This is a genomic window from Mesorhizobium loti, assembly GCF_003148495.1.
GTDB lineage: Bacteria > Pseudomonadota > Alphaproteobacteria > Rhizobiales > Rhizobiaceae > Mesorhizobium > Mesorhizobium loti.
Window position 1 is genome coordinate 1 of the sequence record NZ_QGGH01000012.1, and the last position, 21,399, is coordinate 21,399.

The 21,399-nt window shown below is 63.7% G+C and carries 19 protein-coding genes and 1 pseudogene; 17 read left to right on the forward strand and 3 right to left on the reverse strand.

Annotated features, from left to right (window positions below; translation table 11 throughout):
- Positions 1–183: 183 nt before the first annotated feature.
- The 7 genes and pseudogenes from C8D77_RS28730 to C8D77_RS28755 all read left to right on the forward strand — a co-directional run bounded on the left by C8D77_RS28730 (position 184) and on the right by C8D77_RS28755 (position 6,599).
- Positions 184–2,043, forward strand: coding sequence for a reverse transcriptase domain-containing protein (locus tag C8D77_RS28730; protein WP_109670629.1), 1,860 nt, complete (start codon positions 184–186; stop codon positions 2,041–2,043).
- Positions 2,044–2,117: 74 nt separating this feature from the next.
- Positions 2,118–2,495 (forward strand): annotated as a pseudogene (locus tag C8D77_RS28735) (hypothetical protein); the annotation flags it as partial.
- 168 nt (positions 2,496–2,663) lie between these two features.
- Complete coding sequence (locus C8D77_RS28740) at positions 2,664–4,817, forward strand: ParB/RepB/Spo0J family partition protein (protein ID WP_109670838.1); 2,154 nt, start codon at positions 2,664–2,666, stop codon at positions 4,815–4,817.
- 66 nt (positions 4,818–4,883) lie between these two features.
- The gene (locus C8D77_RS28745) at positions 4,884–5,276 is read left to right on the forward strand and encodes a hypothetical protein (RefSeq protein WP_170136844.1); all 393 of its coding nucleotides are present in this window, start codon (positions 4,884–4,886) and stop codon (positions 5,274–5,276) included.
- 39 nt (positions 5,277–5,315) lie between these two features.
- Entirely contained in the window at positions 5,316–6,107 is a 792-nt protein-coding gene (locus C8D77_RS28750; RefSeq protein WP_342770058.1) for a DUF1419 domain-containing protein, read from the forward strand.
- 79 nt (positions 6,108–6,186) lie between these two features.
- Positions 6,187–6,342 (forward strand): hypothetical protein, encoded by a 156-nt coding sequence (locus C8D77_RS37750; RefSeq protein ID WP_170136845.1) that lies wholly within the window; start codon positions 6,187–6,189, stop codon positions 6,340–6,342.
- A gap of 59 nt (positions 6,343–6,401) precedes the next feature.
- Entirely contained in the window at positions 6,402–6,599 is a 198-nt protein-coding gene (locus C8D77_RS28755; protein WP_109670635.1) for a hypothetical protein, read from the forward strand.
- Positions 6,600–6,680: 81 nt separating this feature from the next.
- On the opposite strand, the gene C8D77_RS28760 is transcribed toward C8D77_RS28755, so the two are convergent.
- A complete protein-coding gene (locus C8D77_RS28760; RefSeq protein WP_146211836.1) occupies positions 6,681–6,878 on the reverse strand; it encodes a hypothetical protein in 198 nt (65 codons plus the stop codon).
- A 209-nt stretch (positions 6,879–7,087) separates the two neighbouring features.
- Between C8D77_RS28760 and C8D77_RS28765 the strand changes: the two genes are divergently transcribed.
- A complete protein-coding gene (locus C8D77_RS28765; RefSeq protein ID WP_109670639.1) occupies positions 7,088–8,110 on the forward strand; it encodes an IS110 family RNA-guided transposase in 1,023 nt (340 codons plus the stop codon).
- Between the two features lie 543 nt (positions 8,111–8,653).
- A complete protein-coding gene (locus tag C8D77_RS28775; RefSeq protein ID WP_245951896.1) occupies positions 8,654–9,343 on the forward strand; it encodes a transposase in 690 nt (229 codons plus the stop codon).
- Positions 9,344–9,379: 36 nt separating this feature from the next.
- Here the strand turns inward: C8D77_RS28775 and C8D77_RS28780 are convergent, their stop codons facing one another.
- Positions 9,380–10,573 (reverse strand): DUF1173 domain-containing protein, encoded by a 1,194-nt coding sequence (locus C8D77_RS28780; RefSeq protein WP_109670643.1) that lies wholly within the window; start codon positions 10,571–10,573, stop codon positions 9,380–9,382.
- 185 nt (positions 10,574–10,758) lie between these two features.
- Here C8D77_RS28780 and C8D77_RS28785 point away from each other — a divergent pair, with 185 nt between their 5' ends.
- From C8D77_RS28785 to C8D77_RS28825, 8 genes are all read left to right on the forward strand, one after another.
- Positions 10,759–15,330, forward strand: coding sequence for a strawberry notch-like NTP hydrolase domain-containing protein (locus tag C8D77_RS28785; protein WP_109670645.1), 4,572 nt, complete (start codon positions 10,759–10,761; stop codon positions 15,328–15,330).
- 12 nt (positions 15,331–15,342) lie between these two features.
- Entirely contained in the window at positions 15,343–16,392 is a 1,050-nt protein-coding gene (locus C8D77_RS28790) for a DUF7146 domain-containing protein (protein WP_109670648.1), read from the forward strand.
- Positions 16,393–16,648: 256 nt separating this feature from the next.
- A complete protein-coding gene (locus tag C8D77_RS28795; RefSeq protein WP_109670650.1) occupies positions 16,649–17,590 on the forward strand; it encodes a DUF2493 domain-containing protein in 942 nt (313 codons plus the stop codon).
- A 182-nt stretch (positions 17,591–17,772) separates the two neighbouring features.
- Positions 17,773–18,057, forward strand: a complete 285-nt coding sequence (locus C8D77_RS28800) for a type II toxin-antitoxin system TacA family antitoxin (protein ID WP_095204806.1) — start codon at positions 17,773–17,775, stop codon at positions 18,055–18,057.
- On the forward strand, positions 18,058–18,564 hold the full coding sequence (locus tag C8D77_RS28805; protein ID WP_109670652.1) for a GNAT family N-acetyltransferase: 507 nt from the start codon (positions 18,058–18,060) through the stop codon (positions 18,562–18,564).
- A gap of 200 nt (positions 18,565–18,764) precedes the next feature.
- The gene (locus C8D77_RS28810; RefSeq protein WP_109670654.1) at positions 18,765–19,298 is read left to right on the forward strand and encodes a hypothetical protein; all 534 of its coding nucleotides are present in this window, start codon (positions 18,765–18,767) and stop codon (positions 19,296–19,298) included.
- 723 nt (positions 19,299–20,021) lie between these two features.
- The gene (locus C8D77_RS28820; RefSeq protein ID WP_006205585.1) at positions 20,022–20,345 is read left to right on the forward strand and encodes a DUF736 domain-containing protein; all 324 of its coding nucleotides are present in this window, start codon (positions 20,022–20,024) and stop codon (positions 20,343–20,345) included.
- A gap of 72 nt (positions 20,346–20,417) precedes the next feature.
- On the forward strand, positions 20,418–20,708 hold the full coding sequence (locus C8D77_RS28825; RefSeq protein ID WP_109670658.1) for a hypothetical protein: 291 nt from the start codon (positions 20,418–20,420) through the stop codon (positions 20,706–20,708).
- 289 nt (positions 20,709–20,997) lie between these two features.
- On the opposite strand, the gene C8D77_RS28830 is transcribed toward C8D77_RS28825, so the two are convergent.
- Positions 20,998–21,288: a WGR domain-containing protein gene (locus tag C8D77_RS28830; RefSeq protein ID WP_109670660.1), complete on the reverse strand. Its 291-nt coding sequence runs from the start codon at positions 21,286–21,288 to the stop codon at positions 20,998–21,000.
- Between the last annotated feature and the right edge of the window lie 111 nt (positions 21,289–21,399).

The window sequence follows — 21,399 nt, forward strand, 5'->3', positions numbered from 1 at the left end:
ATGTCCCGTAGGGCGACGGAGCCGCCATAGTAGCCAAACGCCCGGGGTAATGCCCGGGACAGCCATCCAAGGATGGACGTGCACGGGTGAAACCGACCGGGCAACCGGACGGGGAATCTCCACTGCACGGGTGAAGGGCGGCGCGTTTGCTGGGTCTTTCAACTTCATGACGGAGGTTTGCTGATGCAACCGCACACCGTAGAGAAGAGACTGGACTCGATCATCGACCTGTCTCGTCAGGGAAAACGTATCAACGGCCTGTTCAGGCTGCTTTCGGCTCCGACCATATGGGAAAGGGCTTATGAGCAGATCGCTCCCAACAAAGGAGCACTGACACCGGGCGTCGACCCCCAAAACACCCTCGATGGCTTCTCGCTTGAAAGGATGCAGGAGGTAATGGCGTCCGTTCTGGATGGATCGTATCGTTTCTCTCCGGCGCGCAGGCAATACATCCCCAAAGCCAACGGGAAGAAACGCCCGTTGGGCATTCCCACTGCCGACGACAAGCTGGTGCAGGCGGCTGTGAAGATTCTGCTCGAACATGTCTACGAGCCGGTCTTCTCGGAACAATCGCACGGCTTCCGCCGGGGGCGGTCATGTCACACGGCCCTGACTGAAATCAGGCGCACATGGCATGGCATGAAATGGCTGGTCGAGGTCGATATCGCCGGATACTACGACAACATCGACCACGACATACTGCTCGGTTTGTTGCGCAAGCGTATCGATGATGATCGATTGTTGCAGCTGATCGGGCGGATGCTCAAGGCCGGCTATCTCGAAGACTGGAAGTTCCACAAAACTTTCAGTGGAGCCCCGCAAGGTGGCGTGATCTCGCCGATCCTCGCCAACGTCTACCTCCATGAACTCGATCTGTTCGTGGGAGAGATGAAAGCACGGTTCGACAAAGGGCAGGGAAGGCGACGCAGTGCCGCCTACCTTGAAGCCTCAAAGCGGATCCAAATCCGACGCAATATGATCAATCGACGGCGTGCCAATGGCAACGAGGAAGAGATTCCCCGGCTGATCGAGGAAATCAGGGAGTGGGAGCGGCGACGGCTCGAAAAGCCGTCCGTCGATCAGTTCGATCCGAACTACCGCCGACTTCGCTACTGTCGCTACGCCGATGACTTCGTGATCGGCGTGATCGGCAGCAAGGAGGACGCTCGCCGTGTCATGGCCGAGGTCAGAACGTATCTGGCCGAAACCCTGAAACTGGAAGTGTCCGCGGAGAAAAGCGGTATCAGGAAAGCTGACGAGGGAGCCATGTTCCTCGGCTACCAGCTGAAAACATACGGCGATGGTCGCACCAAACGTCTCATGCAGCGCAGTCGTGCTGTAACGAAGCGTGTGCCCGGAGACCGGATGCAGCTTCATGTGCCGATGGATAAGCTCGCCCGCTTTGCAGAACGCAATCGCCTCGGAAATCTCCATACCAACCGTGGCGAAGCTCGATGCGAAGTGATCAACAACTCTGACGTTGCCATCCTGACCGGATACAATGCGATGTTGCGGGGGCTGGCCGAGTATTACAAGCTCGGCACGCTCTGGAAACAGCAGGTCGGACGGCTTCACCATCTATGGTGGTGGAGTTTTATGAAGACCCTGTCCCGTAAGCATAAGTGCTCGGTCAAGGTGACGGCAGAGCGGCTCCGAAACGGGGATCGCCTCGGCCTGTGGTATGAAGGCAGCCAAAAGCGGCGCTTCATGCCGATGTTCCTCCTCAAGGATGTCGAGCCCATGTTGGCATCCCAGCACGTCGATCATCAGACGCAGACGCATATCCACTTTGCTGGCCGAACCGACTTTGTCGATCGGCTCAAGGCGAGGGTATGCCAAGCGTGTGGGACGAAAGACGTGCCGGTGGAGGTGCATCACGTCCGAAAAATGAGTGACATGCAGGGCACCACGCTGTGGGTCCGGGTCAAAGCTGCACGCACGCGCAAGCGTGTTGTGCTCTGCCGCGACTGCCATGTTGCACACCATGCCGGACGGTTACAGGCAAGACTTGATCGTATGAATGCAAACGTAGGAGCCGGATGATGGGAAACTATCACGTCCGGTTCCGTGGGAGGGGTAGAGGTCAATCCCATCGGGAACCCTCGCCCCTACCCGACGGCGTCGAAGATTTCGAGGAAATCACCATCCGGCACTCCAAATATGCCGCTTCGCGCTTCGCCCTCGAAGCGGAGCCGGCGCTGATCCAGTTCGCGGACTCCTCGCCGATGCCCTTTGTGAACGGCATCAAGGCCGCGCGAGAACGGATCGTCGCCCGAGACGATGATGATCGCCAGAGCTTCCTGCGCAAGCGTGGTTTCTCCAAAGCCGAGACCACCAAGATCATCGACACCGTGCTCATGGAGGAGGGGCGGCCACCCGAGACCGTCTTCGATTTTGTCCAGGGCATTACGCGCGTCGCTCGCGACAAGCAGCATCAGGACGTGCGGCTGGATATGGAAGGCAAGGCCAAGAAGCTGCTCGATCTCGCAGCCTGATCCATACCGTGCCGGCAATGCGCCCTCCCTCCGCAGTCGAGTGCGCGGCTGCCCGTGCGGCCGGCGCACGCGCGCGGGCGGCAGAGGCAGAGGGGGGAGGGGAGGTTTCGTGACGGGCTTGGAGGTTCGGGGAGTGGCCCCGGGCCGCCCGTCATGGAGACCCTGACCATGGCAAAGGCCATTCAGAAGATCGCAATGAACGCCGCCGACAACATCCCCTACGACAAGCTGATGCTATCGCAGAAGAATGTCAGGCGCATCAAGGACGGCGTTTCCGTCGAGCAGCTTGCCGAAGACATCAGCCGGCGCAAGCTCCTGCAAAGCCTGAACGTCCGTCCGGTGCTCGACGGCGATGGCGCGGAAACCGGCACGTTCGAGGTGCCGGCCGGCGGCCGGCGTTATCTCGCGCTCGGCATCCTCATCAAGCAGAAGCGCCTGGCGAAGAACGAGCCGATCCCCTGCATCGTCAACCGCAGGCAAGAGACCTCGGCCGAAGAGGATTCGCTTGCCGAAAACCTGCGGCGCGCCGACCTTCATCCGCTCGACCAGTTCCGAGCCTTCAAGACGCTGAGCGATCAGGGGCTCGATCCGGACGAGATCGGCGCCCGCTTCTTCGTATCGCCGGCGACGGTGAGGCAGCGCCTGCGGCTGGCATCGGTGTCACTGAGGCTTCTCGATCTCTACGAGAAGGACGAAATCCGGCTCGAGCAGGTCATGGCGTTCTCGATCTCGGACGACCACGCGCGCCAGGAGCAGATCTGGGAGCGGATATCCAACTCGCACACGCAGGAACCCTACTACATCAGGCGCCTGCTGACCGAGACGACGGTACGCGCAGACGATCGCCGTGCCGTCTATGTCGGCGCGGAAGCCTATGAGGCGGCCGGCGGCGTCGTCCTGCGCGACCTGTTCGAGCAGGATTCCGGCGGTTGGTTCCAGGATGCAGCGCTCCTCGAGCAGCTGGTCTTCGACAAGCTGAAAGTGGATGCCGAGGCGATTCGTGCTGAAGGCTGGAAATGGGTCGAGGCGGCGATCAGCTTTTCCTATGGCCACACCTCCGGCATGCGGCGCATCTACGCCGAGGCCCAGGAGCTCAGCGCCGAGGAGATCAAACGCTACGACGCGCTGAAGGCCGAACACGACAAGCTCGATGCGGACTATGCCGCGGCCGAGGATGCCGACGAGGCGATCGAGGCGAAGCTCGACCAGCTGGGCGCCGACCTCGATGCGATCGATGACCGTCCTCAAAGCTACGACCCCGCCCAGAAGGGCATTGCCGGTGTGTTCGTGACGCTTGCCGCGCACGGCAAGCTCCAGGTCGAGGCCGGTTTCGTGCGCGCCGAGGACGAGCCCCGGCCCGAGACCGGCGGTGGCGATGAGCGCGAGGAAGGGGAGGCCAAGGGCGAAGCCCGGTCTAACGGCGACGGCGACGACCATGGCGATGGTGTTGTCGTCAACGGCAAGCCGGTGGATGACAGCGCTAGTGACGACGGCGAGGAGGACGGCATCAAGCCGCTGCCCGATCGGCTCGTCTTCGACCTGACCGCACAGCGGACGCTGGCGCTGCGCAATGCGCTCGCCGGCGACGCCGACATCGCCTTCTTCGCGGCACTCCATGCCTTCGTCCTGCAGGTCTTCTATCGCTTCGCGCCGGACAGCTGCCTTGAGATCAGCCTGAAGAGCGGCAGCTTCAGCCAGGTCGACGGGCTTGCCGAGACCTCCTGGGCGAAGGAAATCGCCGAGCGGCACGAAGCCTGGGACCGTGAGCTGCCCGATGAGACGGACGGCCTGTGGGACTTCCTTCTCGGCCTCGACGAGGCAAGCCGCAAGGCGCTGTTCGCGCACTGCGTCTCGCTGACCCTCAATGCGGTGGTCGAACCGTGGAACAGGCGGCCGCGGGCGCTCGAGCATGCCGACGTGCTGGCCTACTCACTTCAGTTCGATATGGTCGACGCCGCCTGGACGCCCACGGTCGAGTTCCTCGGGCGCCTCACCAAGGCGCGGATTCTGCAGGCTGTCCGCGAAGCCCGTGGCGAAGACTCCGCGCAGCTGATCGACCACATGAAGAAGGAGATCATGGCCCGTGAGGCTGCCCGACTTCTCGAGGGATCGAACTGGCTGCCGGAGCCGCTGCGCCTCGAGGTCGACCACGCGGCTGCCAATGGCGGCGGCGCAATCGCCGGCGAAACGTCGGACGAGACGACGCTCGATGGCGATGCGGCAGAACTGCCGGCCTTCCTCGCCGACGATGCGGATCCGTCCTCCGATGAGCCGGTGACCATCGACGGCGACGAGACGGACCATCTCCAGGCCGCCGAATAGTCAGCCTCCCGCTCCCCACCGGGCCCGGCACCTCCGCCGGGCCTGTTCCCTTTCATGGAGATCGACATGTTCGACTGGAACAGAAGCTGCTCCTGCGACGAACAGCAGAAGAGACGTTTTCACACGACAGCCCGCTCACGGCTGAAGAAGCTCGCTGCCGAGCTTGCACTTCCGCCGGGCAGCTTTGACTTGCGCTCAAATAAGGCGGGCATCGCCGTTTCCGGGGAAATCACCCTGCACCACGACCGCGCCTATATCCAGGTCGGCCAGTTCGGGCTTTCCTCGGGCCACGGCGTCCTGATCCGGACCTGCAAGTCCCGCAAGGACTACACAGGCGGGGCCAACCATTTTGTCGCGCTCGGCATGCTCGATGACATTGCGGCCCTCGCCGCGGCCGTCCGCGCCATCACCGGCATCGGACGGGGTCATTCTCTTTCCGCAGACCGCCGCGCCGCCTGAGGCCACAGCCCCGATCCTGCGGCGGCGTCGGTTAACCGCATGGCGCCGCAGAGCTCTCCAAGGAGGGGGTATCGGAAGACGATCACGGCAAGCGCGGAACGCCCCCCGATCCTCCAGGGGACCATCGAAGACCACCATTCCGATTCACCCGAGCCCGGCCATCGTGCCGGGCTCTTTCGTTTTCAGGTCACGCCGCGCGGTGTCGATCTGCTTCAGGAGCCAACCGCCATGACCTCAAATCCATCCTTCAGAAAGGTGCTCGTCGGCGTCGCCACGCGCGAGCACATGTTCCAGCTGTTCAATCGACACAAGGACAACCCCGACTTCGATCCGCTTTCCGGCACGCCGTATTCAGGTGAGTGGTTCCAGATCGAGGCCTCCTCGTACCATTTTATGCTCGGACTGCTGCCGCCTCTGTTCCAAAGGTCCGGGCTGTTCGGCATTTCGGAATTCAAGGCCGGCAGCGTCACCAGTGTGTTTTTCGAGATCAGGATCCGGGGCCGCGAACGCTGGTATCATGGCTTTTGCGACCTGTCGGATCGGCAATCCCCAGACAAGATGCGCGCCGCCATCATCGCCCACGAGACGGGCGCGACCGACAGCATGACCCGTGAGGAAAAGCTCGAGGCCATCTGGAACACGACGCATCCGGACTTCAAGGGAATAGCCGGCGAAATCAATCCCGACGCCTGGCCCGTCGAGCACCACGGCAAGCGTGCATTGCTGGTCGATGACGGCCGCGACGGCACGATCCTGAAACTGCTCGAGGATCTGTCGGACGACGAAATCGACAGCTGCATGCCCGTGATACGCGCACGCAGTGGAAGGTGAGGGGGCAACGATGTGGACCCCTCGTAAGCCGCCGCCACGAGGCGAATATGCGCATCTATCAAGCGCGTTCGAGCTGGGCATGCCGAACCTGCGCCTTCGACAATTGCTGGGCGAGGTCCGGAATGCCCCGCCTCGCGGCCAGCGTTGCGATGGCTTCTGTTTCGTGCGGCTGATCGAAGCGAAGGAAGCCGAAAAGCCGATGGCGCGTCGCGGTCCCTATAAGAAGCGGACCTAAGCCCACTTGAACGTGACATCGGCTTGCGCGATTGTCGCCGCCGGTGCCACGGGTGAACGATGAAGCGTAAGGACAAGGCCGCGCCTTTTGTGCCGATAGAAATCCATGTCGGCACGGTCGATGATGAGAGAGGCGTGTTGGGCATCCTCTCAATCCAGACCACGGAAGGCTTGTTGGACATTGCGCTTGATGAGCAAGCCGCCGATGCCATCTTGAAGGCAGTTAACACCATCAAGGCCAAACTAGGCCCGGCCTAAAAGAATGCCCGGGCGGCATCCCGGGCTAGTTGGAGGTCTTGGGAGTGCGCGCCGATACACCCTACCCCAATCGGCACAAGGCTAACTTGCTTCATCATCATGACGAGCAGATGAAGGCAATACCTGGCGGTTGTCGAGCGTCAGCCTGTAGCCGTGCGGAAGGTTCTGCAGCACAGTCAGAGCCTCCGCAGCCGAGTAGAAGGTGACAACGGTCATCACCTGATCGCCGTCGATCCGCTGCAGGCGGTAGACCGGTCTGTGCGGTCTTTCTTCGTCCACCAAACGCTCCCCCGAAATGAGGGATATTAGTAAACGTTCATGAAAGTTTCATGAGACCCGCAATTTCAAACATGGGGTAATCGCGGGAGCGAGTCGCCCTAAGGCCGGAAGCGCTCACATGATTGCAGAGCGGGTGGTTGTTCCCCGATAGGATGGAAGTGCGGGTTCACGACTGGACGCCGGGCCCAAGCATCGAACGGAGAACAACCATGAGCGAATATATCGGTCTCGACGTGTCGTTGAAAGAGACGGCGATTTCTGTGCGGCGTGGCGGCAAAAGGATCTGGCGCGGCAAATGTCCCTCTGATCCGAGCTTGGTCGCGGACGTTCTCCGCAAGCGGGCGCCAGCGGCCAAGCGGGTGGTGTTCGAGACCGGACCCTTGTCGGTGTGGTTCTATCATGCCTTGAGCGCCGAAGGACTTCCGGCGATCTGCATCGACGCCCGGCATGCCAAGGCCGCGCTGGACATGGCACCGAACAAAACGGACGCCAACGATGCCGACGGCTTGGCGCATCTGGCCGAGGTCGGCTTCTACCGCGAGGTGCGGGTGAAGGGCTATGACAGCATGCTGAGCCGCACGCTGGTGGCCGCGCGGAGCCGGCTGGTTAAGATCACGACCGAGCTCTCCAACCAGATCCGCGGGCTCATGAAGACGTTCGGGCTGATCATTCCGCGAAGCAAGGGCGGCAAGTTCGAAGCCGACGTCCAGCGCCTGCTGGCCGATCAGGAAGAGCTTGGCCGGATTGTCCTGCCACTTCTCGAAGCTTGGCTCAGCATGCGCGCCCGCGCTGCTGAACTCGGACAGCAGCTCGTCGCCAACGCCCGGCACAATGACGCATGCCAGCTATTGATGTCGATCCCCGGCGTCGGCACCATCACTGCGACTTCATTCATCGGTGCCATCGAGTATACATCGAATTTCAAGACATCGCGCGCTGTCGGCGCGTGGCTGGGCTTGACAACCCGACGCTATCAATCCGGCGAAGTCGATTATGATGGTCATATCTCGCGGCGTGGGGATCCTCATCTGAGAGGGCTTCTCTATGAGGCCGCAGTCGTGATCCTGACGCGCCGGGCTGACAGCAGTCTGCGCACATGGGGGTTGAAGCTGCGTGACAAGATCGGCTTCAAGCGGGCAGCTGTCGCTGTCGCCCGCAAGCTCGCTGTCATCATGCATGCGATGCTGAAATCCGGTGAGTTGTTCAATCGGGAAGAAGCCGCCATGGCCTGATCCATAAGGAAGTTCGAATGCGCCTACCCGAGGCGTAACGAGACGTCCCTGCCAGGACGTGGGCCGAGCCATTCCGCTGTGTCAGTTGCATCGTTGGCGTCACAACGCTCGCGATTGCGTTTCAAACCTTGGAAGGCTCCATCCCTCGCGAAGCCCATCATGCGGCGGCTTCATGTCGACCGCAAAGACGACCCGTGCTCCCGGCAAACGACACCTCAATACAAATTTGGGCTAGCATTTTGGTCTGCGATTAGACGACTGACCCACTACCGAAGATTTGAGGGGGGTCAGTTTCCCACTTCGCCTGACACTTCCCGGGGGCGCGACTTTGCCGAGCGGCACCGGCCAGCTTGCGCGTGGGAATATCGGCAAGCCATTCGACCGCGGCTTGGATGAGGAAAGGCTGAGATAGCGGCCAGCGTGCCATCCCCACGAGGATTAATCGGTTGAAAACGACACTTGCCCTCCCGCAGGCTCTTTCGATAAAGCTCTACCCGAGAGACAGCGGTCTATCGGCAAATCGTTTCTCACCAGGAAAGGCATATGAAGCAACAGACCCGACCATTCATCGTAGAGGTTAAACAGAAGCGCGGCGTTCAAAAACCGGGTCGTCCCATTTGGGGCGACGTCGACCTGTCCGCTATTGCGGCAGAGGTGGCCAAGGATGCAGAGGTAGTGTTTCTGCCAAATCCTCGGCCGGTTAACACCGTCGTCGGGTCTATCGATGCAGAAGATCAACCCAATCAGAAAGCGGAGCCTTACATGGCCGATCCTCAGGAAGCTCAATCACGCCAAGGTACTATGGAAGCATCTGCCACGCCGAACCCGCTCGAGACGAAAAAGAAAACCTTACGGCCGAGAAAGGCAAAGGCTGAGCCCAAACAGCCTCCTCGAAAGAATGGCGCCAAGCCTGCTTCGAAGGCAGTCGAAGCCCCAGCTGCAGCGGTCCGGACCGGGCGAAAAGTCTACTCCCGGATCGAACGCTCGCAAAGGCTTGCCCAGATCGGTAACTCGATTGCCGGCGGCGCTACCCTCAAGCACGCCGTCGGTCAGGCGGGTATATCCGAACAGACCTATTATCTCTGGAAGAAGGCCGCGGCGCCTGCCCAGGAGAGCGGCGACCTCAGGGATCTGCTCGCGCTCGAGGAAGAAAACAAGCGCCTCAAGAACCTGCTTGCTGACCGTCTGCGCAAGGAAAATGCCGAGCTCAAGAAGAAGCTGGGCCTTGCGTAAGACATACTGAGCCTTGTTGGAATTTCGGCACGACACTCAAGGCGGTAGCGGCGGCATATCGCCTTCGCCGACCCGCCACACCCAGGAGCCGATCTCCGGTCGCCCGGCGATCATTTCGTCGAGCGACGCTTCGTAGTTCTCGTCCGCTCCGGCCGGAACGACAAAGAGCGCTATCGGCTCCTCCCTGTTCTGAAGCAACGCATTGGCGATCGGCTGGTCGGGCTGCAGGTCGTAGCGCAATCCTTTCACGCTCTTCTCGCGAAGACGGGCCAGCGCATCGACGAGCCTCTTCTCAGGGACCGTCTCGTAGGGAATCCAGTTCTCGGACACCACCATCAGCGCGATCTCCTCGACAATGGCGAGGCCGGCCGGATTGAGCCCGAACGTCGCGATCGCTATCAGATGTGAACTCGAATCCGCTTCCCACAGCGACAATTCCTTCTCGAAACGTGCCTGCAAACGCCGATGCAATGCGTCATCGATGATGAAGGGAAAACCGGGCAAATGTCTGATGACAAGTTTCTGACCGGATCGGGCTGGCACGATCTCCTTCACTTCACCGACCAGGACCAGCAACTGTCGCGGCCCCGATTTCGGCGGTAGTGCTGGAGCAAGGACCGTGTTGCGACGCTGTTCGATCGCTTGCCTGTTCTCGGCCCGGAATGGCTCGGGGACGAACAGGATATCCGCGAGCGGTCCACCCCTCGTCGTCATTTGCCCGGCAGCCTCCAGAAGATGCCAGCGGACATTCCACCAATGTCGCTTGCCGGCCCATCTGGATGTCCAGACCGTCAATTCGGCCTCGTGCCAGAGATAGTGAAGGAGGCCACGTAGTGACATCCTCCTGGGATCTCCGGTTACACTGGCGGAGTTTTGGCCAGCAGGCATGGACGCTGCCCGCCCCCCCGTCTTCGACAGGCTGAAATCGAGTTTCAAAGCCGCCATGCCGCTTTGCTGATCGAGCTGGATCGCGCTGCCCATCAAGGCGCCCAGCCCGGACAGTTCGTAAGGGGACTCGTAGGATTCGCAGGAAGACTCGTGCCCGCCGCCGCTGAGCGGCATGCGCTTGATCAGGTAGAGGTCGCCGATGCGGGCGACATACATCGGGCAGCCCGGCTCACGGCACAGGCATAGTGGACGCTCCCTGCGGGTGTAGGCGTTCGCCAGCGCCGCCTGCAGGTCCGGCGCCCCTTCCTCGTAGACCTCACTGCCAATTCTGAACCGTCGCATGACCTCCGCAGCTCCAGGTCGCCGCCGCATCCCTGTCCGCGCATTCAAGTCATGGCTTTGCGTCGAGTGCAACCCGTTTGGTGCATCGGCGCCAGAGGAAGAGGGGAGCCGGGAGGAGTGCGGCCCGGCTGGCGCGGAGAGAGTGCCGGCGCGCAGGCCATTCCCCTCTTGCGAAGGACATCTTCATGAACATCGTCACGACAACACCGACCGTCGCCCGGACGGTCGCTCCCCTTGCCGCGCCGGCACCCGTTCCCACCGCCAGACATAACGCACAGGCGATCCACCAGGCGGCAACGCTTCTTTTTCCCTCCCTCGAGCAGGGCAAGCTCGTCACCAGCAACGCACTCCACGCCGCCATGACGGAAAGCTTCGGCGGCACCGATGCGCAAGGCTTGTGGGTCTGGAAGGACGCCTATGAAGCCCTCGAAGCCGCGCAGGTCCTGTTCATCCGCAGGTTCGGCCCGACGATCCTGTCCCGGTCAACGACACCGCAGGCGACGCTCACGATGATGAAGCGCGTTGCCGAACTCCTTCCCACCCATACACGGCGCTCGGACGAGAGCCAGGCGAGGCAGCAGTTGTCGACGCCGCTTCCGCTTGCCTTCGTTACGGCACGTGCTGCCGCGATCGCGTCGTCGGATATCGTTCTCGAACCGTCGGCAGGGACCGGCCTTCTCGCCATTCATGCCGAGATCGCACAGGCCTCACTGGTGCTCAACGAGCTTGCGCCAACGCGCGCCGACCTGCTCGGCCTGCTGTTTCCGCGTGTGCCGGTCTCGCGGCACGACGCGGCGCATATCGACGATCATCTCGATGCGGCCATCCAGCCTTCCATCGTGTTGATGAACCCGCCCTTCACCGTCGGCGCTCATGTCGATGGCCATGTCGCCGATGCGGCGTGGCGGCACCTTTCCTCGGCGTTCGCGCGACTGCGCCCGGGCGGCCGGCTTGTTGCCATCACCGGCACCGGGATCTCGCCAGAAAATCCCAAGTGGATGCCTGCCTTCGAACGACTGCAGGAGCACGGCACCGTTCTCTTCACCGCTGCGATCGACGGCCGCGTCTATGCCCGCCATGGAACCACGGCCGAAACCCGGCTGACCGTCATCGACAAGGTGCCCGCTGCCGATCCTTCCCGGTTCATCGCCTCGCCGGGAAAGGCCACGACCGCCGAGACATTGCTCTCGTGGATCTCCGATCTGCCGCCGCGGACGCCGGGTGGCTATCCGAATTCGATCGGCGCTCTCGCGAGCGGCATCCTGCGCGACACCGCCTTGCGCATGGCTGGGCGGTCCGCGGCCGGGTCCGCGCCTGCCTCTGTCCCAAAGACCGGGCAGCCGGTTCGCCCAGCGGCCCGGACCACGCCTGCCCGCCCGGTCATGGCAAGCACGCCGGCTGTCCCCCTTGCCTATGAGCTGAGGGACTGGATGCCGGAGAAAGGCGGCCGGCTCACCGACACGATCTATGAGCCCTATGCCCTCCAGGCGATCCATATTCCCCAGGCGAAGCCGCATCCGACACGGCTTGTGCAGTCGGCGGCGATGGCGGCGGTCGCACCGCCCCGGCCTGCCTATCGCCCCTTGCTGCCGGTGGCGGTCGTCCAAGAGGGCCTGCTGTCCGACGCCCAGCTCGAAAGCGTCATCTATGCCGGCGAGGCCCATTCCGGCCATCTCGCCGGCGCCTGGACGGTGGACGACACCTGCGATGTCGTCTCGGCCGCACCGGAGAACGCTGAGAACGCCGTGCGCTTCCGCCGTGGATGGTTCCTCGGCGACGGCACCGGCTGCGGCAAGGGCAGGCAGGTCGCCGGCATTATTCTCGACAACTGGCTGCAGGGCCGTCGGCGAGCACTATGGATCTCAAAATCCGACAAGCTCCTGGAGGACGCCCAGCGCGACTGGGCAGCGCTCGGCCAGGAACGGCTTCTCGTCCAGCCGCTCTCGCGTTATCGGCAGGGCACGCCGATCCGCCTTGCCGAGGGCATCCTGTTCACAACCTACGCGACGCTGCGCTCGCAGGAGCGCGAGGGCAAGAAGTCCCGCATCGCCCAGATCCTCGACTGGGTTGGAGAAGAGGCGGGGAGGGCCGAAGGCCCGACTGGGACTGAAGAAAACTCGGCGGGGAGGGTCGGAGGCGCGACAGGGACTGGAGAGAACGCGGCGGTGAGGGCCGAAGGTCCGACGCGGGCCAAAAAGTCTTTCGACGGCGTCATCGTCTTCGACGAGGCCCACGCCATGGCAAATGCCGCCGGGGGCAAGGGCGAGCGTGGCGACGTCGCTCCCTCGCAGCAGGGCAAAGCGGGCCTGCGCCTGCAGCATGCGCTTCCCGACGCCCGTGTCGTCTACGTGTCGGCGACCGGTGCGACCGCTGTCGAGAACCTGGCCTATGCGCAACGTCTCGGCATCTGGGGCAGCGAGGATTTTCCGTTCGCCAACCGGGCCGAGTTCGTCGCGGCCATCGAGGACGGCGGTGTCGCTGCCATGGAGGTGCTCGCCCGCGACCTCAAATCGCTCGGCCTCTATATGTCGCGTTCGCTCTCTTATGACGGCGTCGAATACGACCTCCTCGAGCACGCGCTGACAGAGGAGCAGATCCGCATCTACAATGCCTATGCCGACGCCTTCCAGGTCATCCACAACAACTTGATCGCAGCGCTCGAGGCAGCCAACATCACCAGCGATTCCGCCACGCTCAACCGCAACGCCAAAGCGGCGGCGCGATCGGCCTTCGAGAGCACCAAGCAGCGCTTCTTCAACCACCTTATCACCTCGATGATGACGCCGACGCTGATCGGCGCGATCGAGCAGGACCGTGTCGCCGGCCATTCGTCTGTCGTGCAGATCGTTTCTACCGGCGAGGCGCTGATGGAACGGAGGCTGGCCGACATCCCCACCGAGGAATGGTCGGATCTCCACGTTGATGTCACGCCGCGTGAGTACGTAGGAGGGTATTTGATGCACTCCTTCCCGACGCAGCTGTTCGAAGAGTACTCGGACGCCGAGGGCAACGTCACTTCGCGGCCCGTCCATGACGCGGACGGCAATCCCGTGCAGTGCCGCGAGGCGGTGCGCCGGCGCGACGAGATGATCGAAAAACTCGCGTCACTGCCACCGGTCGGCAGCGCGCTCGACCAGATCGTCCACCATTTCGGTACCGACACCGTCGCCGAGGTGACCGGCCGCTCGCGCCGTATCGTCAGGAAGACCGGTCGCGATAGCATCGACCGGCTTGCCGTCGAGAACCGTCCCGGTTCGGCCAACCTCGCCGAGACGCAAAGCTTCATGGATGACAACAAGAGCGTGCTGGTCTTTTCGGACGCCGGCGGCACCGGCCGCTCCTATCACGCCGATCTCGGCGCAAAAAACCAGAGACTGCGCAAGCACTATCTGCTCGAGGCCGGCTGGCGCGCCGACAACGCCATCCAGGGTCTCGGGCGGACGCACCGCACCAACCAGGCGCAGCCACCGCTGTTCCGGCCCATGGCCGCCAATGTGAAGGCCGGCAAGCGGTTCCTGTCGACGATAGCCAGGCGGCTCGACACGCTGGGCGCGATCACGCGTGGCCAGCGCCAGACTGGCGGGGCAGGGCTGTTTCGCGCCGAGGACAATCTTGAAAGCCCCTATGCCCGCGCCGCGCTGCGCCAATTCTACTATCTGCTCCACCAGGGCAAGATAGAGGGCTGCTCACTCACGACCTTCGAGACGGTGACGGGCCTGTCGCTGACCACCGACGAAGGTGGGCTGCGCGACGAGCTGCCGCCGATCACGACCTGGCTCAATCGGCTGCTTGCGTTGCGCATCGAAACCCAGAACCTGCTGTTCGAGGTGTTCGAGCAACTGATGACAGCGAAGGTCGAAGGCGCCATCGCTGCCGGCAACTATGACAAGGGACTGGAGACGATCACGGCGGAGAGCATCGTCGTCACCGATCGCCGAACCGTCTACACGCATCCGGTCACGGGCGCGCAGTCGCATGTGCTGACCGTCGCGCGCAAGGACCGCATCCGGCCGCTCGGCCTTGTCGATGTGCTGGCCATCGCCCGCGCCGAGCCCCAATCGGTGTTGCTGGTGAACACCCGTTCGAACCGCGCGGCGATACAGCTGCCGGCGGCGAGCCTGATGCTCGACGACGGAGCGATAGAGCACCGCGTGCGCCTGCTGCGGCCGACCGACGAGCTGCGCTTTGGCCTCGACGCCCTTGCCGAAACGCACTGGCAGCCGACTGAGCGAAACCTGTTCTGTGACCTCTGGCAGACTGAAGCCGCTGCCGTCCCGGAGTTCACGACGAGCACCTTCCACATTGTCACCGGCCTGCTGTTGCCGATCTGGCGGCGGCTGCCGGACGATGACTGCCAGGTCTACCGCATCCAGACCGACGCGGGCGAGCGCATCATCGGGCGTCACATCGCATCGACGCTGGTGGTGACCCTGTTCCGGAATCTGGGTCTCGACGATGTGCCGGCGCTCGCGCCAGAAGAGGCCTGGACCGGGCTCGTGGAAGGCAAGATCGCATTGCAGCTTGCCGACGGCCTGATCCTGCGCCGCAGCCGCGTCATGAACGACTACCGTGTCGAGCTGATCGGCTTCACCGACGCCATGGTTCCCCGGCTGAAGGCGCTGGGGCTGATCTCCGAAATCATCTCCTGGAAGCTGAGGCTGTTCATCCCGACGGCCGCGCAAGGGTCCGACATCCTGACCTCCCTCTTCGACCGTCATACGCTGGTCGGGGTCACCGACCGTACGGCAGCGGCTTGAGGGGCCGCGACCATGACCGGCTCGGCTTCCGATCTGGCACACCGCCTTGGCGATCATGCCGAGGCGGTGTGCCGCGAATATCTTTCCAACGGTCATCGCTCGGGCAATCACTGGATCGTCGGCGACGTGCGCAACACGCGCGGCCGCTCCATGCACGTCCGCCTGAAAGCCAATGCGAAAGGACCAGCAGGCAAATGGGTCGATGAGCAAAGCGGCGAACATGGCGACCTGCTCGACGTGATCGAGGCGAGCTGCGACCTCACGGACTTCCGCGAGGTCGCGGACGAGGCGCGTCGCTTCCTCGCCATGCCGCGGTCCCGACTGCAGTCTCAGACCCTTGGCGCGCAGCGCCAACCTGCCGCGGCACGCGGTTCGCCCGACGCCGCGCGTCGCCTGTTCGCCATGTCGCAGCCGATCGCCGGCACCCTAGCCCAGCGTTACATTGCCGGCCGCGGCATTCTGCTTTCCACGCGCGAGCGCGCCCTGCGCTTCCATCCCGCCTGCTATTACCGGGATCTCGTGACGGGCGAGACGCGGACGCTTCCGGCCCTGATCGCCGCTGTCACCAACCTGGATGGGCGTATTACTGGCCTGCAGCGCACCTGGTTAGATCCGGCAGGCAACGGCAAGGCGCATCTCGTCGATCCCCGTCGCTCGCTGGGCCACCTTCTGGGTAACGGCATCTGGCTTGGCCTCCAGCCCGGTACGCCTGTTCCGGTCATGGCTGCCGGCGAGGGTTTTGAGACGATGGCCTCGCTCCGGACGGTGATGCCGGCCCTGCCGGTGGCAGCCGCCACCTCGGCCAATCACCTCGCCGGCCTGATCTTCCCGCCCGGCTGTACCCGCCTCTACATCGCGGCCGATGCGGACGCCGCCGGCCGGCATGGCATCGAGCGTCTCAGCCGGCGAGCAGGCGAGGCCGGGATCCTCGCCCTGGTGCTGCAGCCGCGGCTCGGCGACTTCAACGACGATCTCCGGCAGCTCGGCCCGGCCCGCCTCGTGGCTTGGCTGCGGGGCCAGCTCATCCCGGATGATGCCCGTCTCTTTCTGCCGTCCGGATGAGCGGCCCAAACCGGCAAGTTGTCCGGGCGGGCAGGGGCGGCGTCACTGGAAAGTTTGCAGGCATGGCGGCGGTCCGCCGGAGGGGCCGCGCCAGTGGCCTGCCTGAGAGGCGACCCCTGCCACCCCCCGGTCACTGCCGCAACGGCTGCGCCGTCCTCCGCTTGCGCTTCGGCCTTCGGTGCGGCCGCGCCCGGGGCGCGGCGGGGATGCGCTGTCAGGCCGCGATCGGCGCGGCCACGACCGACGGAGACACGCCATGACCTACGAGCTTCCTTTCGACGACGCCTACGAGCCCTATCACGCCTCCTCGCCGACTGACCGCGTCATCCTGGAACTGCAGATGTACGGCCATCGTCCGCATCAGGACGAGCCGGACCCGCGCCCGCTGCCCGACGACGAGGTGATCCGGGCCGGCCTCGCCGGGATCGTCGAGACCTTCGCCGGCATGCTCGGCGACACCAGGCTCGAACCCGATCTCGACGACCTGCTCTGGTCTTTTACCAACGTCTTCCATCGCGCCGCCGAACGCGTCGCCCGCAGCCTCGACCGCAACGAGGACGCGCAGCGTTCGAGCCAGAGCGAACAGGACGGCTCGGAGGTGAAGTCCGTCGAGTTGGAACGGCTCACGGGCGAAGGCATCACCTACATCGAGCGTCGCAACGTGCTGGAAATCATGCGCGACGAAGCCGCCGACCTCTACGAGGCGCAGACCGGATCGGCATGGCGGCCGCGCACCGGATCCAAGGTCTCCCATCAGGCGATGACAGCGGCGGTGATCGACTCCAGAGACTTCCTCGCCGCGCGCCGCCACGCCGAAACCGAGGTTCTGGTGCCCGCCGGCACCAAGATCGCTTTCGCCGGCGGCCTCGACTTCAACGATCACGACCGGATCTGGGACGCGCTCGACAAGGCCCGCGAGAAGCATCCCGACATGGTCCTGCTGCACGGCGGAAGCCCGCGCGGCGCCGAGCGCATCGCCGCCTGCTGGGCCGAGAGCCGCAAGGTCACGCAGATCGCCTTCAAGCCGGACTGGAACCGGCACGCCAAGGCCGCACCGTTCCGCCGCAACGATCAGCTTCTCTCGGTGGTGCCCTACGGCCTGATCGTCTTTCCCGGCTCCGGCATCACCGAGAACCTCGCCGACAAGGCCCGTCGGCTTGGCATCCCCGTCTGGCGGTTCGCGGAGGGCGGCGCGTGAAGCGCCGGTTTCCTCGCATCCGCACCATCGAACCCGACGCGCGCGGTCGGGTTCGGCCCGCGCGCGAAGCACGGCACGCTGCGCCTCCACGGATCGTACGCGGTGGAGCATGCAGCCATGCAATATGGTATTGCAGTCCGCGTTACACTGGCGTATATACGTCCGCAGCACAGGAGCGCGCCATGGCCACTACAGCCACGAGGAAGGAAACACCCGTCTCGATGCGGTTTCGCGACGATGATCTCACCATCATCGACCGCGGCGCGGAGCTGCTCGGCCTGTCGCGAACTGAGTTCGTGCGGCGCGCAGCACTCCACGAGGCGCAAGCGGCCATCCTCAACGAAACCGTCATCCGCGTGTCCCCGGAAGCCTATGACGCCTTCATGCAGGCGATCTCAGCCCCTGCCGCCGCCCCCCCGCCGAAGGCGGCGGAGCGGCTGCGTCGGTCCCCGCCCTGGGATCGCTAGGTGGCGCTTTCAGGCATCGAACTCCTCGACGACGCGCACCGCCTCGAAAGCTTCGATTGCGGCAAGCTGGCGCTTAACGCTTGGCTGGCCGGCTTCGCGCGAACGAACCAGGCCCGCGGGTTTACCCGCGTTCTGATCGTTCACGACGAGGGAACAGTCGTCGGCTATTACGGCCTTGCGCCGGGCGTGATCCAGCCAAACAGCGCACCGCGCGCCATCCGCACCGGACGCCCGCCCGATCCGATCCCCTGCCTGCTGATTGGCCAACTCGCCGTCGATCATCGCTATGCCGGACAAGGCATCGGCAGCGGCCTGGTCAAGGACGCGCTTCGTCGCTGCGTCGCCGGCGCCGAAATCGTCGCCGGCCGCGCGGTGGTGGTGCGGGCGATCGACGCCGAGGCCGAGGGCTACTGGCAGAGCTGGGGTTTTGTCCCGTCGCGAGACAACCCGTCTATCCTGATGCGCTCGATCCAGGACGTGAGCCTCTGGCTGGCCGAAAGCCGCTAGTCCATGCGCGTAGCGCCTCCGGCAGCGGCAGGGTCCGGGCGCGCCGGTCTGGCGGCCGGCCGGGCTCTAGTCGCGGCGTCCCGCCGCTCCCCGCGCCGGCTTCGCCGTCTCGGCCTTCGGGTGACGATCCCTCGCGCAGGGCCAGAGGGAGAGGGCGGCCGGCGCGGGGGCGGGGGACGCTGGAGAGAAGGGAAGTCACGATGTCGATGATATTCATAGGTGGATCAGGCGAGATATTCGAGCTGCCGGAACCTGCCATCACTCGCATCGGCGCAATCGTTGCTGCCGAGCACGGCGTGCTGATTGGCGACGCCTCGGGAGCGGATGCCGAGGCGCAAGGCCTGCTCGCGGGCTACAGGTACGAGCATGTCGGCGTCTTCCATGCCGGCAAGGAGCCCCGCAATAATTTGGGCGACTGGGCCGCCTACCATGTTCCGTCTCCTGACGATGCCAGAGGGGACTTTGTCCACGCCGCCAAAGACCGGGAGATGGCGCGGCGCGCCGACTTTGGCATGATGGTCTGGGACGGCGCATCGCCCGGCACGGCCGTCAACGTGCTTCGGCTCGCGATGACAAACAAGCCGTGCGTCATTTACGATCTGGCCAGGGGCAGCCTGGCGACCGCGTACAATGTGCAAGACTGGTGCGCCATGCTCCGCCATGCTGGTCCGGACGTCCGCCGGCAGGTCGAAGCCCGCATGACGCCGGAGGAGCGTCTGGCGTTGCCAGGATGATGTGCGCGCGGTCCACCGGCTGTCCGGCAGGCTCGATCCCATATGCTTGACCCGGCCCCTGTGCCCCCACCTCCGCTGTATGAACGGCCGGAGCCGGCCCCAATTCGAAGCCGGCCCACACGCGCACGGCGGGGCGTCTGTCGAGGATGATCATCTTGACCCCGTCTCGCATCTGAAAGCGGGGGCAAGCGTGGCGAACATCCTGTCTTGGACGGTCATCCAACTTGGCTTCGAGGCACCGCCTATCGAGGGCGTGAAATTCGTTGCCTGCCGGCTCCAATCTCGAAACCGATCGGCCGCCATACCGAAGACGCAAGGCGGTTCACGCGCCGTGTTGCTGTTCGAGGTATCGGCGAGGCACGGGCAATGACCCGAGAGGCTGGCGCGGCAAGCATGTTCCGGCGATCCGGCACCTTTGCGTGGGCGGCCAAGCGTTAGCGGCCAGGGTTCTTGTCCATCTGCCGCATCCGGGGCCATTCCCGTTTCATGTCGCCTTTGTAGACGACCGCCTGCTTTGTGCGGTCAACCCCCGTTGGGGGTACACTCGGCGAATATTCTGGAAAATTCGATTTCTGTTTTTTGTCCGCGGGCAGGCGAAGGGCCTGCCCGCAATTTTTCGGCAAATAGAATTTTCCAGAATTTTCGCCGAGATGACCGCAGCAGGACGGCCCTCTCCTTTGGCGCCATCGGGAATGGTCCCGATGCAACCGAAGGAGAACTACCATGGCCACCACGATCGCAAACCTCACCACCAAGGCCGACGGCTCGATGGAAGGCGTCTTTGCCACGCTCCGGGTCAACGCCCCGATCACCCTTATCCCGAACACCAACAAGTCGCGCGAGGACGCGCCCGACTACCGGATCGTCAACAAGCGCACGGGCTTCGAGATCGGAGCCGGCTGGCACCGCATCTCCCAGCGTTCGGGCGAGGAGTACCTCTCGGTCAAGCTGGAAGCCCCCGAGATCGGCGTGATCTTCGGCAATCTCGCCCCCGCCCCGGGTGGCGAGGAGAACAAGAAGGTCATCCTCTGGAACAATCCCCAGTGACAGCCACGAACGGGCCGGCTTCGAAAGGGGGCCGGCCCCTTCACCTCACCTTCCCGGAACAAGGAGGCTACGATGAGCCGCTATACGATCACAGTCACTGGCACCGTCACCGGACACGGCCGCTCCGACCGCGAGGCCATCATCGGCTACGACCCGCCGCTGCGAACCTACTTCCTGCAGGCATTCCCCCACGAAGAGACCGACGAACCGGCGCTGTGGCTTGGCACTCACGATCAGGCGTTTGAGATGCTTGACGATCTTCACCACGCCGCCATGGCGCACGGCTATGATTTCATGCCGCTGCCGTCCGATGTCGCCACAAAGCTGGCGGATGACAAGGCTGCTACCGGTGATCGTCCGTAGCGTGGAATCTTCGGGGAATTGCTGAAACGCCTCCATCAGCCTGATTAGGCGAACGCGCAAAAAAAGGGCCCGCGACGGATGCTCCGTCGCAGGCCCTTTTTTTGCGCGCGTCGTAGTGAGCCGCAACAGTCCCTCATCACCCTGACCGCGCGGTAATGACGATCACTCCTTCGTTCTCAGCGATGGCCTCGACGACCAATCCCGCCGGGATCAAGGACGACAAACGCAAATTTCTCACCATGGTGCTGATTCCCCTCAGAAAACGGCACCACGCCGCCATGCAACATCATCAAATGTGAGTCAGACCCCTATAGTGGCCGATTGACATCGGATAGGTGGATCGCGGCTGATAGCCGCGCATCCGCTTGGCGCGCAGCAGCTGGAGGAAAAGCTCGACAGCTTCGCCCTCGGTATCGAAAGAGTGCTGTACCGTGCGGCCGGTGGTTCCGATCCGACCCCAACGGCGGACCAGGCAGGTCTGGCCGAACAGGGTCTCCTCGATCGACAGCGCATAGAAGCGCGCCATGTTCCGATCCGCGTCGCGGCGTTCGATACAGAGGCGATAGAGCTGCGCGATCATTGCGGAGAGAATCGCGCAGCCGGACGCGCGCGTCCAATGAATGGTTTGAATCAGCGGACGCGGATCGATTCACTCTCGTGATGGATGGAACCGAACGTCAGTCGTTCAGCA